Below are 15,329 nucleotides of genomic sequence, written 5' to 3' on the forward strand. Positions count from 1 at the left end.
TGAGCAGTGCGCGAGGAGCTGGGCTTGCCCCATTCGGCACCGACCACCGCGTCGGCATCCGCGGACAGCAAGGTGTTGATCATGGTCTGCAGCAGATGGCGCATCATGTCCGGGGACGCTTCAGACAAGGCTTCTCCGAGCAGGCCGGCAGGGTCGAGAATATGAGGAGCGGTCATCGTGATGACTCCATTCGAGGATTCTGTGGAAGGTTGACTCGACGGATCACACGGTGGCCGCGTCCACGTCTGAGACGACACGCCCGACCACCGGGCGCTACACCACTATGCGGGACTCAACTCTCGCTGATGCTGTCGTGATCCACGATTACGAGGCCGCGCCCGGGGACGTACATCATGGCACTGGCCTGCATCTTGGGGTACTGATCGTCGGTCTTATCTGTGTCCACCATGGTCACTCCTCCGGTTCGATTGGGTGATTGTCAGCCTACGGACTGCCCTGGACGCGATAGTCGCCGTTCTCAGGGCTCGAAGTGCTCCAGGGACGCCTTCACGGCCGCAGCGTAGGGCTTGGAGCTGTAGTGCTGTAGGGACACGAGCGCGGCTGGCGCGCCCGAGGTGCTCATCACGGCCCGCCCGCGCGGCATCGCCGCCAGGTCAGACACGTCGAGCACGCGTTCGCGCTGGACCGATGTGGACACCGAGCGTCCGCCGCGGCCGCCGGCGGAGGAGCTGCGGCGCACCACGTCACGATCCCCGACCACCTGGGACAAGAACGGCAGGAAGTCCGCATCCTGGAGCCCGGAACCGGCCACGCGGACGTTGCTCGCGTTCCACAGTTTCCGCATCCCCTCGCGCCCGAACGCCTCCACGCCCTGATCCCAGCCCTGGAAGAACGAGGAGAGCACGATCCCGCGTGAGCCGTAGTGCGAATACACGTCCGGCAGCTGTCGCCAGCGGCACACGTTCGCCACCTCATCGAGCACGCCCATCAGAGGCGGGGAGAGCCGCCCCGAGGGCAAAGATGCCGCGTGCTCCTCGGCCTCCGTGAGAATCGCCATCGTCAGCGCGCCGGTGATCGCCCGCGCGGTTCCAGCGCCCTCCTTGGAAATCAGGAACAGGGTGTCAGTGGTGGACGCGAAGCGGCGGTGGTCGAACTCAGGCCGGCCGACTTCCCCGGTGTCCCGAATCCACGGGATCACCGAGTCGTAGGTGAGCACGTTCACCCACGGGCGCATCGTGCCGTAGACACCATCACGCTGCTTGGGCGTGAGGCCCTGAATCTGGGCCAGGGACTCGGCCAGCTGGCCGTGTCCGGCGGCGCGCAGCTCACGCACCGGAGAGTCGTCCTCGGGGTCTTGCGCCCAGCGGGCTACGTCCGTGATCGGCCGGCCCGACACGGCGGCGGCGAAGAACAGGTGCGCCAACAGCCTCTTACCGTCCGACTCGAAGTACGCATCCGCCTGCGCCCCCGTGGTCGTGGCAGAGGACACGAACACGTCTGTGAGCTCTTCGGCGCGCATCATCGAGGTCACGAACGAGAGCGGGTTCCACCACCACGACGCCGGCTCACCGATGATCCCCTGCACGTCGTGGACCCACACGACGCCCTTCTCCGAGCGAGGCCCGCGCGTGAGGTCCACAATGTCCCGTTTGTTGGAGGTCGCCAGCACCGGGCCGTTGGTCTCCACGATCTGCGGCACGCAGACACAAGTGGTCTTGCCCGCGCGCGGGCCCATGATCCAGGTCTGCACCCACTCCCACGAGGCATAGAGCATCCGCCCGCCGTTGGTGAGCTTCGCCAGCGGCACGCCTGGCCCCGCAGCGTCCGCGTGGAGACGGGCGGCGTCCTTGGTCGCGGCCGCGCCGGTCATCTCCTTGAAATCGCGCGGCCGGGACATGGACCGGGCCAGGTGGTCCACGCGCGACCTCGAACCACCGCCCATGACTTTCCACCCGGCCATACCCAGCAGGGCCAGCAGCACGAGCGCGCCCACGAGGGCCACGATCTGCCAGACGCTCACGGGCAGCTGGCCCCGAGCCTGGAGCATCACCACGTCAAGCAGCCCGGTCCCGGCCGGCGCGCCAGCGGTGAGCAGTCCCACCCCGGCCCAGACGCCGCCCAGGCACAGCACCACGCACAGTGCGCCCGTGGCGACCATCCATCCGGTGTCGGCCATTCCCGGCTGAGCGCGCCGGCCCGCGCGAGGATCAGAGAACGTCAACGTTGGTCATCTCCCAATCCCGGTTCGTGTTCGTGTTGTCCTTCTCCAGCGCCGTGAGCTGCGTGTGGAACGGGATGCCCGCCTCCTTGCCGGTCTTCAACAGGAAGTTGCCCGCGCCCGGCCGCAGCCCGGCCCGGCCGGTCCACGGGTCCACGGGGGCTTCACCGATCCAGTCCGAGAGCTGGGAGACTTCTGCCCGCGTGAGTGCGAACACTTCCTCCAGGTTGCCCATCTCGCCCTCAGACAGCCCACCGAGGAAGACCATCGCGGACCGCTCCACGAAGCCCCACGCCACATCGGTGAGGTGCTGCTCGGAGAGCTTCAGATCCTTCATGGTGTGCGTGACCATGATCTGGCCGATGCCCCGACCACGGTTCAGGCGGGTGATCGCGTCGATGAAATGCACCATGTCATCGGAGGCGCGCAGCACCCGCCACAGCTCGTCCATGACCAGCAGGTAGGTGCGGCGGCGTCGGCCCTCGTCGGCCGCGAGGTGGGATTCGGCCGAGACGGTGGCCGAGCCCAGGTTCCAGCACAGTGACTGGACGGCAGCCATGAGAACGGCGTCGTTCTCGTTCACCCCGGAGATGTCGAAGACGGCCGGGCGTCCTAGCTCCAGGTGCTCCGACGTCGGCTCACTGAACAAGGTGCCGTAGGGGCCGGCCGGACCCAGCGAAATGAGCGCGTCGAGCAAGCCCTGAACGCGCGTGTTGTAGGCGTTCCCGTCCTCATACGTCAGGGCCACGGCCCGCAGCTCCTCCGGTGCCGACTGGATGAACGCGGTCAGCTGGGGGATCAGCGGCGGGTTTTTCAACTCAGGATCGAGCATCTGCACGGCCAGGGCCAGCACCGACGCCTCATGGGGGGCCAGAGGTTGACCCAGCATCATGCCCACGAGGCCCTTCATCAGCGAGAGCCGGCGCGAGGTCATCTCGTCCAAGGCGACCTGTCGGGCCGAAGCGTCCTTGATCTGGTGGAGCCGATGCACCATCGGCCCCAGGTCCAGCGGGTTGATGTGTCCGTGGCCGGGCGAGAACGTGATGACCTGACCGCCGAGGGATCGGATGGTGTGAACGTAGTCCGGCCGCGAGTCGGCCAGGATCAGCGGGATCACGCCCCAGTTGGAGAGCACCGTGATGATGCGGTGGACCAGGGAGGTCTTTCCCAGACCCGGCTGGCCCAGCACGAACGCGGACGGGTTGGAGATGATGCCCGAGGTGAACCAGGAGACCGGATCGGCGCACACCAGGGAGCGGCGGCGCAGGTGGGAGCCCAGCGGGACGCCGACGACGGGCAGCCCCGCCCCGGCGGTGAACGGGAACATGCCGCACACCTGCACGGCCGAGCCCTGGACCTCGAACAAATCCTCCAGGACGGTCGCCGGCGCGCCGCCAGGCCGGTTCCAGCCCCGAGGTCCGGGGCGGGAGGCGTTGAACGCGCGAGCCTCTGCCCACTTCTGCCACACCCCGCCAGCGCGCCGCTGGGCCTCCTTCTCGGCTTTCTGCGCGGCCTGGCGCTGGCGCTTCTCCAGGCGCCCCAGCCGGCGCAGATCACGCTTGGAAAGCGTCAGGCCCTCCATCAGCTTGCGTCGGCCCAGCTCGGCGCGCTCCTCGCGTGCGCTTCGCGGCGACCCGGGGGCCTCATTGACCGTCATCTCGTCGGTGCTCATGTCTCACATCCCCTTTCGGATGCTTTCAGGGATCAGCATGTGGTCGGACAGCACGAGACCCAGCGGCATACCGGCCTGGAACGTCACGGCCTGATTTGCCAGCGCCGTGCGGACGCGCAGCTTGGCCGGGGTGAGCAAGGCGGGCACCTGGCGATCCCAGAACCGCAGCTCCTCCTTATCGCGCACCGAGACCGTGACGATCAGGCCGAACCGCTCCAGGCCGGCACCCTGAGCCTCCTCAGCGGCGGTCTTCGCCGCCGCTGCCTGACGCTGAGCTGCGCGAGCGTCATAACGCGACTGCGAGCCTGCCCACACCGCATCCTTCTGTTCCTGCTGCACCAGTGCCGAGGTCCGCGCCGAGGGGATGGGCCGGTAGAGCAGCGTGACGCGCTTGCGAAGCACGTCCGCCTGGGGCTCCACGATCCGCGAGAGCGCGTTGGAACGGAAGTGCCCGTTAGGGCCCTGCCACATCGTCCACGAACGCGAGAACGCGCGGTCGTGCTGGAGCGTGTCGAAGCCATCGACCATGAACGAGGGGCCGGCCTCCTCCCAGGACAGGCCCGTGCCCGCACCGTTGGCCTGCATCTCCTCCACCATCGGGGCGACGGTGGGGTCATAGGCAACGCGCGTGAAATCCACGATGTTCTGAGCCGTGCACACCTGCACGTTGCCCGCGCCCGTGCCCGCCAGGTTCGCAGTCAGCTCCGGGATCTTGTTGCCGATCTCCTCCGCCATCTCGGCCACGCCGCGATCCTTGTTCCCGCCGTCCATGCGCCGGCCGTCGAAGGTGACCGAGAGGCGCGCGACGAGCTGCGGCGCGCCCACGGTGTGCGTCTCGAGGATTTCGTTCACTACCGCATCCGAGAACTCAGGTGCGCCCTCGCGTCGGTTCGTCTCCAGCAGATTCCGAACACGGAACCCTGAATCCGGCGAGGACTCGATGCACACCTGAGCGCCCCGGATGCCTTCATCGTGGCCCAGCTGCGTGAGCCAGTTCGCCCAATGAGCCACACGGGATTCCAGCTGCTCCGGGTCGATCAGAGAACCGCCGTCCGGGTACGCCTCGAACACCACCGTGTAGTGATGCACGTCGCGGGAGGAGAGCCGGACCAGGCCGAAGGGGCGGCCGTAGGCGTCCGCGTGTTCGCTCAGCTCCGAGCGGGCCATGAGTCCGGGAAGGCGCGTGGCCCCGTCCGGGGTGCCGGCCCCCGTCGGGCCGGCGAGATAAATGTCCTTCTTCGCCCTCTCCTTGCGTTTCTGATTCCAGCGCACAGCGACCCTCCCAAATACCGTGCGCCCATCGCGCACCTTGATTCTCATCAGCAGAATGACCAGGCCGGTGAAGCCGACCAATACGAATGCGACCAGGAACCGGCCCGTGGCGATCAGCGCGATGAACAGCAGTACGAGCGGGATCAACGCCGCCGACTGAAGGAACGTGAGGCCGAACAGGCCCGAGCGGCGCGGCACGGTCAGATTCCCGAACACGCCTTGCTGGGGCTCACGGGTGGCAGTGCTCATTAGGACTCGTCCCCTTCTTCGGCGTCGATCATCTTGGACGGGTCCAGGCCCGCCGTGGTGGCGCGGAACTCAGCAGCTTGCCGCGCCGCATCCGCCATGCGACCAGCCGTCTTGCGCGGCCGAGGTGCCGGACGGCTGCCGTTGCCCGTAGGGGTGCCACCAGTCGGAGCTGCGCCGCCCGTGGGCGCGGTGGCCCCGGTGGGTCCGGTGTAGCCCGGCGCGTCCGTGGGTCCGTTGCCGCCGTCCCCGGCAGGGGCGGTGGCTCCGGCGGTAGCTGCGCCGCCCTCGGCAGTGGTGGGGGCCGAGTCCGTGCCGCTGTCCTCGGAGGCCCCGGCGCCCGGGGCGTCCGCGCGGCCCCCGCCTCCGTAGTCGGAGCGGTTGGTGCCGGGCGCGCTAGAGCCTCCCGAGTCCACACGCGAGGGTCTGGTGCCGGGGGCCGTGGTGGGAGCCGAGGCCGTGCCGGACGGAGTCACGCCGGGGGCCGTGGTGCCCCCCGAGTCAGTTCCACCCGTAGGATTCCCGCCAGTGCCCTCCGTAGAGGCACCACCAGCGCCGCCCATGGAAGCGCCGCCAGAGCCTCCGCCCGCGCGAGAGGCACCGCCAGCCATAGCCGCCGCGCCCGCGCCTCCCGCGCCGGCAATCATCGCTGCACCAGCCGCCACGCCCACGCCAGCCCCGATCAGGCCCGCGCCGGAGAAACCACTCATCCCCGTGGCAGCCACGGGCGAGAGGAACCGGACCAGCGTCGGGAGCACGAGAGCTGCCATGAGCAAGAGCAGAATGCCGCTGATCGAGGAGGCGATGACCTGCCCGAAGTCCTCCCCCGAGTCCTGTAGCAGCATGAATCCGAAGCCGTAGATTGCGGCGGTGAGAGGCTTCATGAGCAGGCATGCGATCAAGTAGGCGTTAGCCTTCCGCCACGACTGCCGCCCTGCCTCCGTGTTCGAGCCGGCCGCGATGACCGGCAGAACCACGATCAGCACCAGCAACAGGACGTTGCGGAGCATCAGCATCAGGAAGTTGGCGATAGCGCCGATGAACAGGCACAGGGCCAGCAAGAACGCGGTGCCCGGGGACGCCAGGAACGCCTCTGCGGCCATCGGCTGCGCCAACGTGGCGAAGTCGGCGTTATCCGTCGCTTGGTCCAGGAGCCACGTCGCCACGGAGTCACCCGCGTTGAGCAGCATCGGGATCAGTGCGATGTAGACGCCAGTGGCGAGCACGATGTTCAGGAACAGCGCGCCGATGGAGACCAGACCCTCGCGGATCGAGCCCGAGGTGTAGGCGGTAACCACCAGCCGACCCAGCGCGAGCAGGAAGCCGACCACGCCGAAGAACCAGACGAACCAAGAGAGATTATCCCGCATGTCCTGGACAATAGGATTGTCAAAATACGGCCCCGGGGCGGACATCCACCACGTCCCGATCTGGCGCAAAATGTTCACCGCGCCTTCAACGATGCTCTCCACGAAGTTCGTAATAGTCTCGTTAGCAAGCCCCTTTGCCGCGTCCCCAATCGCGTTTTTTCCCTTGCAAACGAAGTCCAGGGGAGAGCACTGTTCCGGCGAACCGCTGGCCGCCGAAGACGCCACCGGCGAGATGGACGCATACAGAGGAGGTACAAGGGCAGCCATGAGCGTCACCGCCAGGCCGTGAAGCCGTCGCGATCCTGCACGATGGTCACGCTCAGATCATTTGAGGAGCTATCCAGCGCCCAATCCTGCCTTTCCGTATCCCACACCATCGGCACCCGCATAACCCCAAGCGCACCCGCGCCAGAAAGCAGGTACTCGATTTCAGCCTCATTCTCGGTGGCGAGCAGAACCCGGTAACCCTCCACGACCCCGAACTCCGTGTTTGATCCGTACTGGCTTTCTGCAAACAGCTTCTCCCGATTCGGGCCGTCAACCGCCGAGGACTTATCCCCCGTAGCAAAGTTGTAGACAAGGCTGATTCCAGCCATGAGCGCGCCACTGGCGGTGCGCGAGCTGCACCGCCAGGCGTCGCCCTCCCGTGCAGTCGGGCCGTGTTCCTTGGACACAGGCACGACGCCGCCAGAGGGGTGGCGCTCCCACGAGACGGCCGGGGCCTCCGTGGGAATGTCCTTGTCCTTCGTCCTCGGTGGCTTGCATGCCGCAGTGGTGGCCGTGGGCGTCGCCACAGCTTCGCCCGTGGCGGCAGGCGGGGCGGACGTGGCAGCGGCGGGAGAATCCGCCGGCTGCTTGTCCGCCCCGCCGCGCACGGCCAGGAACACGGCCAGGGCCAGGGCCAGGAGCACCACAGCTCCAGAGATGATCCAGCGCCGGCCGAACGGCGAAGCGGTTGGGGTGTCGTCGGTCGATGCCATCTCAGGTCTCCGATCCGTGGTTTCTAGGGGCGGGTGCTCAGATGAAGGTCTGCAAGATCACGCCGGCGGAGACGGCGAGGATGCAGACGATGATCGACAGGAACAGGCCCTTGCCGCTGTTGAACTCGCGTCCCGTCAGGGCCGCGAAGGCCAGGGTGCCGGCCGAGACGAGGAAGCCGGCCACACCCAGGATGATGACGATCCACGAGAGCCAGTTCAGGGCCGTGGTGAGGCCATCGGTGCCCGGGGGCTGCTCAGGAGTGATGTTGGGGATGTTGCCGGCCACGGTCATTGCAGTCTCGAAAAGCACGAGGCTGTCCTTTCTCAGAGATCCGCCGCTGCCTGATGCAGCGCGCGGGTGATGCGGGTGATACGACCCGGGATGCGCCCCGAGTCAGGAGAAGCGTGTCGCCACGCCTCCACCCAGGGGATGCGCGTCCCCCGGGGAGTCATTTTCAGCAGGCGCTTCATCGCGCGGCGCTGGCCATCCGAGAGCGCGGGGCCGTCGTCCACGATGACCAGCCCGAGCAGGACGGAGCCGGTAAGCATCCCAGCGGCCCACTGCTCCGCGAAGCGGTCTGCGGCCTCCAAGCCGCGCCAGTGACTACGGAACACCGCCACGACCCCGAGTGCCTGGCCGTCAGGGGGCTCAGGCCATGCCTGGCCGTGGTCGCCCACGCCCTCACCCATCAGGGCGGCCAGCGTCGAGGCCCCCGCGCCTCCATGCAGACCCATCACTGTGATGTGGCTCTCAGGAATCGCGGAAATCTGTACTTTTGGCCAGGCCTCCGAGGTCACGTCTTCTGGTGAGATAGGAAGAGCGTCGGGCGAGGCCGGGCCGCTCTCCATGAGTCGCGCTCCCAGCAGGCTGTCGTGCAGCACTGCCTCCTCCGGGGGCTGCGTGATCGCGGCCTCCCGCTTCACGAACGGGTTTGTTCGTCTGCTCACGATGCACCCCTCCTCTAGCCTTTACATGTCAGGTTAGACGTTCTGTGTTCGTTATGCAACGCATGTCGTCTAAGTCGGACATGTAGCGAGTGCGTCGTATGTCGCTTGACTCGCTTATTTCCCGCATGGACTATAGAGGAGTGATTGTGAACGACGCTGCCGCTGTGGACGAGCTGCTTGCCGATCTGCCCGAGGTGCTGACTCTGGAGGAGATCGCCGACCTGTTGCGCGTCAGTACCGCCACCGTGCTGCGTTGGCAGCACAAGGCAGGGCTCAAAACCCTGGTGCTGGGCGAGCGACTGCGACGGGTGAGGAAGGCCGATCTGCGAGATTTCTTGGTCACGGCCGATGGGATTGAGGAATCTGATGCCTAACTCACTGCCCGCCGATCCCGGCTTCGACCCCGCCACGGTGCCACCGTTCCCGGTGCTGACCCTGCACCTGGACGAAGCCGCGGAGACGGTGACGCTGGATGGGGCGCCCGTTGAGCGGGCACCCGGCCAGGAGTTGCGCGACGCCGGTATCGACGCGGTGGTCGCCCAGCTCACGGCCCGCCAGCTGGAGGCCGTGCGAGTGCGCGTGACCACCCCGGAAGATGACGCCTGGCGCATGGTGGTCACCGCTGACGGGGACACCTACGACACAACCCCGCCCGAGGAGACCGCAACCCGCGCAGGGCTGACCCGGCGTCGTCTGCTGCTGGGAGGCGGGGCGTTGGCGCTACTCGGTGCCGCCGGCGGTGGCGCAGCTCTGGCCCTGCCCCGGTTGCTTGCCCCCAAGGCCCCACCGGCCTGGCAGGTGCCGGGCGCGGGCGCGCAGATTCCCGTGGCCCCCCCACCCGGGTTCTCCGGCAGCGCGCGATGGTCCATCCCCGTAGGCCGATCCGCTGACGTGTGCGTGCTCTCCAGCGGCCACATCGGCACCGTCTCCGATGACGGAGTGCTCACCCTGCGTCACCCTGACACCGCTCAACCCCAGTGGGCCGGCGCATCCGCCCCCGACACAATCCACGACGCCCGCCGCATCACCTGGGACGGCCAGGACTGCATCGGTGTCACCACGGCCACGCAGCTGAGCATCTGGTCACTGACCGCCCCGACCGTGGCCGGCGCGCCCGTGGCCCCGACGACCTACCGGCTCGAGCAGGGATTCCGGGCCGAGCTGAACGGACCCGGCCCCTTCATCGAGCTCCCCGATTGGTTCGTGGACGTGCCAGCTGCGCAGATGGCTACCCGGCGCATCACGATCCCCGCCGGCACCCGTGCCGGTCTGCGGCAGGCTGACGGCACCCTGCACGCCATCGGGGCCGACCGCGTTGACCACCTCGACGCCCAAGGCTCCAAGACCGGCGAGCACCGCCTCGCCCTCTCCGATGCCCCCACGCAGACGCCCGTGGCGGTATGGGCCACCGGCCCGGAGACCGTGCTCACCGCGTGGAGGATCAGGGGCGGCAGCCGCCTGGCTCTGATCCGCCCGGCCGATGGAGCTGTGCTCATGGATAAGGCCGTGCCCGAGCGCATCGACCAGAAGACCCGCACCCGCGATCTGGGGAGCTCGTTGCTGCTTGTGGGTTCCGTCTTGGTCTCCACCGGAGCACAGCCCTTCGCTCGTGTACTGGAGGACTTCACGGCCACCGCCGCAGATGGGGCCACCCTCTACGGCACGCACCAGCGTCAGCCGGCCACCCTCAGACTCAAACGTGACGCCTCTCCGACGCCGTGGCGCACGTTCACCGACACGGACGTGCCCCCGCGAGTCATCACCGAGGGAGCCGCCTACATCGTCGCCCCCACGCTCGATCAGACCGTGCTCTACGCGGCCCCCCGCGCCTGAAAGGCCCCCGATGGACGATTCCAAGGGCAAGCTCGTTGCCGCCGCCGGCGCGTTGCTCCTCCTCGTGATCCTCACGCCCCTGTTCATCATCAGCCTGGCCGCCGAGGATGAGCAGAAGAAGAGCGCCCTAGTCTCCTGTGGGGCGTCCGTGGACGGGGAGCAGATGGTCGTGCCGCCCGAGTATCAGGACGCGATCAACGCCGCAGCCCAGACCGCGAACCTCCCCCCGGCGATCATCGCCTCCCAGCTGTGGACCGAGAGCCGGTTCGACCCCCGCACGGTCCAACCCTCCAGCGGGGCACAGGGAATGGCGCAGTTCATCCCCTCCACCTGGGCCGTGTGGGGCAATGGCAAAGACCCGTTCGACCCGTTCGCCGCCATCGACGCCCAGGGCCGCTACATGGCCGAGCTCCAGCGCCTCACCGCCTCCCTGGTGACCAGCGACCAGCAGCGCATCGAGTTCGCCCTAGCCTCGTACAACGCCGGGCACAACGTCGTTTTGGCAGCCGGAGGCATTCCGCCCATCGAGGAGACCGTGAACTATGTCCGCCAGATCATGTCTCTAGCCCAAGCCGGGTCCGGCAGCTGCGCGATCCCCGGCGGAGACGTGATCGGAGAAGTCGGTTCCGGCAAGTGGGTTCTTCCCCTGGCCGATTCGTGGGTCACCAGCCCCTTCGGTTATCGCGGGTGCGTCGAAGGCGTGGGGTGCGCGGACTACGTTGCCAACCACAACGGCCTGGACGTGGCAACCAGCGGGGGCACCGGAACCGTGGTGGCAGCCACCGATCTGGTCATCACCGAGGTAAGCACCAACTGGGACGCCGGCCTCCCCGTGATCGGTCACGCCCCCGATGACCCCAGCATCGGCTTCAAGTACCTGCACTGCGCCGAGGGCAGCCATCGCGTGCGCGCCGGCCAGACCGTCGCCGCAGGCACGCCCCTGTGCACCGAGGGCCAATCGGGCGACGCCAACGGCCGGCACCTGCACTTCATGATCCTTAAAGACGGCACCCCCGTAGACCCCGAACCCATCCTCCTGTCCCACAACGTCCCGCTGAGGTACCAGTGATGAAGAAACTCCACGCCGCCGCCCTCGCCCTGACCGCCCTCGCCCTGGCCGGCTGCACCGCCAAGGAGCCAGCACCCGAGCCGCTGCCGACGCTCACCACAAGCGCGCCCGCCACGGCCACCGCCGAGCCAGCCACCCCCGAGCACGCTGCACACCCCAAGGTCACCGCCGAACAGCAGGCAATCGCGCTGGAAGCCGCCCGCATCATGACGACCTGGAACCCAGCCGAGGACGCGACCCAGACCCACGCTGAGCTGCGCGCCCGCCACCTGATGACCGATGAACGCGCCGCCCGCGTCATCACCCCCGAACGGCCTAGCAGCGGGGCCGAGTGGACGGCCGCAGCCGAGGAGCACGCCACCTCCGAGCCCGTGGTCAGTCTCAACACGCAAGCCGACACCCCCGGCGTGGCCGTGCGCGCCACCTGGAGCTGGAAGCGTCCAGACGGAAGCGCACTGCCCCGCGCCGGCACGCCCATCCGGTACTACACGTTCACCTTCGACCCGAACGACCCAACCAAGATCAACGACTACACCTACACCGACCGTACTACGGCGGCATCCCCGACCGAGTGACATGCCCACACACACCTATTCCCACCTCGCCCCCGGTACCGGTACCATCGGTCGCATGACGACCACACCGCGACGCCCGCGAGGCACCGACACTGTGCAGCTGCACGTGCGCGTCCGGCCAGAAGTGAAGGAGCGTCTGGACCAGATTGCTGACCAGACCGGCCTTCCCATGTGGGCGGTTGTCGAAGGCGCAGCCCTCTCGGGAACCCCGAATGAACACGGCATCCCCGAGGGCTGGAACTTGCCCACCCCCTCCACCGACCCCCTGCCCGGCGTCGAGGAGGCCAAGACCCCATAAGAAAAGCGGTGGCCCTCCCGGCAAGGAGGACCACCGCCTGAAATCTGGATTCCGCCACCGTCGCCAAACATCCGGCGGAATCCCCTACCGAGAGCCCCAAGACGATGCATAATCAAAAGAGGTTCCGGCGTGACTAGCGTACCAAGTCACGCCCTCATCGCCCAGCCCCCCACGTTCGTGGAGCTGGCCCCTGCCGTCGCCACACGTGTGACCGTGTGCCACGACAAGACCGCACGCGGCATCGTCCGCAAGATCAGTCACGGGATCGAGCACTTCCAGTTCGTCGATCCCGTCACCGCCGGCACCGGACGCCGCCCCGGCGGCGTCATGTGGGTGCTCACCGTGGACATGGACCACGACGACTCCCTGCTCCGCATCTTCGCCGCCGACGTACCCCAGCCCTCATGGATCATCGAGAAGGGCCGCAACGGCCACGTCCAGGCCGGATGGATCATCGAGCACGTCACCGTAGGACCGAACGCCCGCCCCGCCCCCATAGCTTTCGCAGAGGACGTGCGCGCCGCCCTCACCGCCGCCGTCGGAGGTGACCCCGCATTCACCAACCGACGCCAGTGGAACCCCACCTGGACCGGATGGGCCACCGAGGGCCGCGTGATCTGGGGACCGACCGCCCCCCGATCCCTGGGCACGCTGCGAGCCGAGATGATTGAGCACGGCACCTGGCCCTCCCCCGAGGTCCACACAGCCACCGGCACCCGCCGAGACACCAACACCGCCCGCGCCCTCGTGAGCGCGGCCGAGGCGTCCATGACCGTAGAGCAGGGCGAACGCAACCAGTTCGTGTTCGACTACGCCCGTCTGCGCCGCACCGGCACCGTGGCCCAGGCCGCCGCTCACGCGAACAGCTTGTGCGCCCCTCCCCTGCCCGCCGCCGAAGTCGCCGGGATCATCCGCTCCATCGAGCGATACGAAGCCCGCCAACGGACGCGCAATGGACTCCGCGGCCGAGGACACGGCCACCTCTCCGACGCCTACCGCCGCCGCCAAGCCGAGCGCGGCCGCATCGGAGGCTCACGCGGCACCGCCGCCCAGCGTGCCCAGCGCGTCACCGCCGCCCAGCGTGCCGCTCATGTGCGCGCCCAGAAGGCAGCCGCTCGCGCCGCTGAGGCCCACCAGCAGGCCGCAGACGGAGCCACCACCGCGCAGATCGCGGAGCGGATGGGCGTCACTGCCCGCACCGTCCGCACTTGGCTGAACCAGCCCCCCGCCCAGCGGAAATCATCGGAGCGTCAGGGTGCCCTGGCGCGGCCCTCCCGGCCCCACCCCTCCCCCGCGCTGGCCCCCGTGCGCTCCGGTGTGCAGCGACTTCCCTCCGTATCGGGTACCCGATACCCTGTAGGTGGACGAAAGAGGTGCCCCCATGACCCTGAGCCTGATCCCCCCGACCACCTCCGACGAGGCCACCGAGCAGCTTGCACACCTCCAGGGCATCCCGACCGCCCTTGACGTGCTCCGCCGTGTGCAGCTCGTCAAGGCTGCCGACCTGGGAGTGACCCAGCAGCAGCTTGCCGGTGCGCTCGGCCGAGCCCAGTCGAGCATCAGCGAATACCTCGCCCGCGCCCGCACGAGCCTGGCCAACAGGCCCGCCACACATCCGCTGTGGCCGGCCGAAGTCATCGACCTCTACGCGGCCGGCCTCCTGCCCCGTGACGAAGTGCTCTCCTACCTCGCCAGCTACCCCTACATCGACCCCGCACCCACCGATGACCCGGCCTACACCGTGACCCAGCCCGGTGAGTTCGGGGAGGTCGCCGCAGCTCACTGGAACGACAAGCTCTCTGATGCTGACTACGCGGACCTTTACGCTCAAATGCATGGGGACCGCTGACGATCACGAACGCACGCTGACTGCGCTGACCGCCTCCGGCGTCATCGCACCTACCAGCCCCCTCGCCAGCACCGCCAACCCCCTGTGGTGGAACGGACGCACACCCACTCCCCCACGTCAGCTCCTCCACAAGCAACTCGTCCGAGAGCTGTACGACGCCACCCCTGCGCTGGCCCACGACCGACAGGCGATCTTCCTTGCCGGCCCGCCCGGCGCGGGCAAGAGCACCGCGCTGGGGAACGTCCTCACCCCCGAGGAAGGCGCCCGCTACCTCCACCTGGACGCCGACCACTTCAAGACTCGACTCCTCGCCCACGCCCAAGAGGACGGCAGTCTAGAAGCCCACTACCTCGCCCACCCCGAGGTTCAGGCCGCTCGGGACCGAGGCGAACAGTTCTTCCCCCTGGAGCTGGCCGCGCTCGTCCACGAGGAATCCTCCTACCTCACGCAGCATGTGCGCGCCCAGGCCATCGCGAGTGGAGCCAACCTCTTGATCGACGGGGTCATGTCCGACGAGAACAGGACCCGCGCGCTGATGGACACGCTCAACGCACACGGATACACCGCACGGATCATCGACGTTGAAGTCCCACAAGAAGCCTCCTTGGAGCGCACACGCGGCCGCTGGCGTGCCGGCTACGAACAGGCCTTGGCTGGAGACGAGAACGCGGAACCGCGTTGGGTGCCGGCCGCTGTCGTGCATGGCGTCTACGACGAGGCCGGCCAGTCCAAGCCCCGCCGCATCTCCGAAACCGTGGCCCACGAAAGCCAGCACGTCACCGAGTTCCACCGCTTCGAGATCACTCCCGAGCAGTGGAAGGCCGGCGCTCACTCCCCCGAGGTGGTGACGCATCTGCGCCGCCCCGCTGGCTTGACCACCCTCATGGACGCTGCCCTAGCCGACACCCGAGACCGCACCCGCGCCACGACCCAAGCCCGACCCACCCTGCGGCCACCGACGAGCACAGCCACGCCCACCACGCCCCACCGGCCGCAACAGACCCCCCACCGTGAACCAGGGCTCGAACGATGAACCCC

15 protein-coding genes and 1 pseudogene are annotated in these 15,329 nt (G+C 68.1%); 8 read left to right on the plus strand and 8 right to left on the minus strand.

The features are described from left to right. From D8M29_RS00500 to D8M29_RS00535, 8 genes and pseudogenes are all read right to left on the minus strand, one after another. A pseudogene (locus tag D8M29_RS00500) lies at positions 1–176 on the minus strand (IS256 family transposase); the annotation flags it as partial. 302 nt (positions 177–478) lie between these two features. Further along, positions 479–2,119: a type IV secretory system conjugative DNA transfer family protein gene (locus tag D8M29_RS00505; protein WP_238692778.1), complete on the minus strand. Its 1,641-nt coding sequence runs from the start codon at positions 2,117–2,119 to the stop codon at positions 479–481. 49 nt (positions 2,120–2,168) lie between these two features. Beyond that, positions 2,169–3,851 carry a hypothetical protein gene (locus D8M29_RS00510; protein WP_127435351.1) on the minus strand — a complete coding sequence of 561 codons (1,683 nt, stop codon included), beginning with the start codon at positions 3,849–3,851 and terminating at the stop codon, positions 2,169–2,171. A gap of 3 nt (positions 3,852–3,854) precedes the next feature. Beyond that, positions 3,855–5,372: an SCO6880 family protein gene (locus tag D8M29_RS00515; RefSeq protein WP_127435352.1), complete on the minus strand. Its 1,518-nt coding sequence runs from the start codon at positions 5,370–5,372 to the stop codon at positions 3,855–3,857. After that, the gene (locus D8M29_RS13480; protein WP_153240276.1) at positions 5,372–6,841 is read right to left on the minus strand and encodes a hypothetical protein; all 1,470 of its coding nucleotides are present in this window, start codon (positions 6,839–6,841) and stop codon (positions 5,372–5,374) included. The genes D8M29_RS00515 and D8M29_RS13480 overlap by 1 nt, the downstream gene beginning before the upstream one ends. A 170-nt stretch (positions 6,842–7,011) precedes the next feature. Next, complete coding sequence (locus D8M29_RS00525) at positions 7,012–7,719, minus strand: hypothetical protein (RefSeq protein WP_127435052.1); 708 nt, start codon at positions 7,717–7,719, stop codon at positions 7,012–7,014. A 37-nt stretch (positions 7,720–7,756) separates the two neighbouring features. Further along, positions 7,757–8,029 (minus strand): hypothetical protein, encoded by a 273-nt coding sequence (locus D8M29_RS00530; protein WP_233490748.1) that lies wholly within the window; start codon positions 8,027–8,029, stop codon positions 7,757–7,759. Between the two features lie 14 nt (positions 8,030–8,043). Next, positions 8,044–8,643 carry a DUF6668 family protein gene (locus D8M29_RS00535; protein WP_127445751.1) on the minus strand — a complete coding sequence of 200 codons (600 nt, stop codon included), beginning with the start codon at positions 8,641–8,643 and terminating at the stop codon, positions 8,044–8,046. A gap of 188 nt (positions 8,644–8,831) precedes the next feature. On the opposite strand from D8M29_RS00535, the gene D8M29_RS00540 reads away from it, so the two are divergent. The 8 genes from D8M29_RS00540 (at position 8,832) to D8M29_RS00570 (ending at position 15,324) form a co-directional block, all read left to right on the plus strand. Continuing rightward, entirely contained in the window at positions 8,832–9,041 is a 210-nt protein-coding gene (locus tag D8M29_RS00540) for a helix-turn-helix domain-containing protein (RefSeq protein ID WP_233490747.1), read from the plus strand. Beyond that, the gene (locus tag D8M29_RS13560) at positions 9,034–10,500 is read left to right on the plus strand and encodes a hypothetical protein (RefSeq protein WP_161972197.1); all 1,467 of its coding nucleotides are present in this window, start codon (positions 9,034–9,036) and stop codon (positions 10,498–10,500) included. Before D8M29_RS00540 ends, D8M29_RS13560 begins: the two co-directional genes overlap by 8 nt. A gap of 10 nt (positions 10,501–10,510) precedes the next feature. Further along, positions 10,511–11,569 carry a peptidoglycan DD-metalloendopeptidase family protein gene (locus D8M29_RS00545; protein ID WP_161972196.1) on the plus strand — a complete coding sequence of 353 codons (1,059 nt, stop codon included), beginning with the start codon at positions 10,511–10,513 and terminating at the stop codon, positions 11,567–11,569. Beyond that, positions 11,569–12,144, plus strand: a complete 576-nt coding sequence (locus D8M29_RS14335) for a hypothetical protein (protein ID WP_127435049.1) — start codon at positions 11,569–11,571, stop codon at positions 12,142–12,144. The genes D8M29_RS00545 and D8M29_RS14335 overlap by 1 nt, the downstream gene beginning before the upstream one ends. Positions 12,145–12,199: 55 nt before the next feature. Further along, positions 12,200–12,442 (plus strand): hypothetical protein, encoded by a 243-nt coding sequence (locus D8M29_RS00555; RefSeq protein WP_127435048.1) that lies wholly within the window; start codon positions 12,200–12,202, stop codon positions 12,440–12,442. A gap of 129 nt (positions 12,443–12,571) precedes the next feature. Continuing rightward, positions 12,572–13,909, plus strand: a complete 1,338-nt coding sequence (locus D8M29_RS00560; protein ID WP_127435047.1) for a replication initiation protein — start codon at positions 12,572–12,574, stop codon at positions 13,907–13,909. Further along, entirely contained in the window at positions 13,824–14,291 is a 468-nt protein-coding gene (locus D8M29_RS00565) for a hypothetical protein (RefSeq protein ID WP_127435046.1), read from the plus strand. The genes D8M29_RS00560 and D8M29_RS00565 overlap by 86 nt, the downstream gene beginning before the upstream one ends. Beyond that, positions 14,278–15,324, plus strand: coding sequence for a zeta toxin family protein (locus tag D8M29_RS00570; RefSeq protein ID WP_161972195.1), 1,047 nt, complete (start codon positions 14,278–14,280; stop codon positions 15,322–15,324). The genes D8M29_RS00565 and D8M29_RS00570 overlap by 14 nt, the downstream gene beginning before the upstream one ends. Positions 15,325–15,329 lie beyond the last annotated feature (5 nt).

The organism is Micrococcus sp. HSID17227, from assembly GCF_003989405.1.
Classification (GTDB): domain Bacteria; phylum Actinomycetota; class Actinomycetes; order Actinomycetales; family Micrococcaceae; genus Micrococcus; species Micrococcus luteus.

What these genes read in the sequence shown, in the direction of transcription:
- D8M29_RS00525 (WP_127435052.1), bottom strand. Translation starts at nt 7,719, where the DNA reads ATGGCATCGACCGACGACACCCCAACCGCTTCGCCGTTCGGCCGGCGC.
- D8M29_RS13560 (WP_161972197.1), top strand. Translation starts at nt 9,034, where the DNA reads ATGCCTAACTCACTGCCCGCCGATCCCGGCTTCGACCCCGCCACGGTG.
- D8M29_RS00565 (WP_127435046.1), top strand. Translation starts at nt 13,824, where the DNA reads ATGACCCTGAGCCTGATCCCCCCGACCACCTCCGACGAGGCCACCGAG.
- D8M29_RS00505 (WP_238692778.1), bottom strand. Translation starts at nt 2,119, where the DNA reads ATGGTCGCCACGGGCGCACTGTGCGTGGTGCTGTGCCTGGGCGGCGTC.
- D8M29_RS00510 (WP_127435351.1), bottom strand. Translation starts at nt 3,851, where the DNA reads ATGAGCACCGACGAGATGACGGTCAATGAGGCCCCCGGGTCGCCGCGA.
- D8M29_RS00545 (WP_161972196.1), top strand. Translation starts at nt 10,511, where the DNA reads ATGGACGATTCCAAGGGCAAGCTCGTTGCCGCCGCCGGCGCGTTGCTC.
- D8M29_RS00515 (WP_127435352.1), bottom strand. Translation starts at nt 5,372, where the DNA reads ATGAGCACTGCCACCCGTGAGCCCCAGCAAGGCGTGTTCGGGAATCTG.
- D8M29_RS14335 (WP_127435049.1), top strand. Translation starts at nt 11,569, where the DNA reads ATGAAGAAACTCCACGCCGCCGCCCTCGCCCTGACCGCCCTCGCCCTG.
- D8M29_RS00555 (WP_127435048.1), top strand. Translation starts at nt 12,200, where the DNA reads ATGACGACCACACCGCGACGCCCGCGAGGCACCGACACTGTGCAGCTG.
- D8M29_RS00570 (WP_161972195.1), top strand. Translation starts at nt 14,278, where the DNA reads ATGGGGACCGCTGACGATCACGAACGCACGCTGACTGCGCTGACCGCC.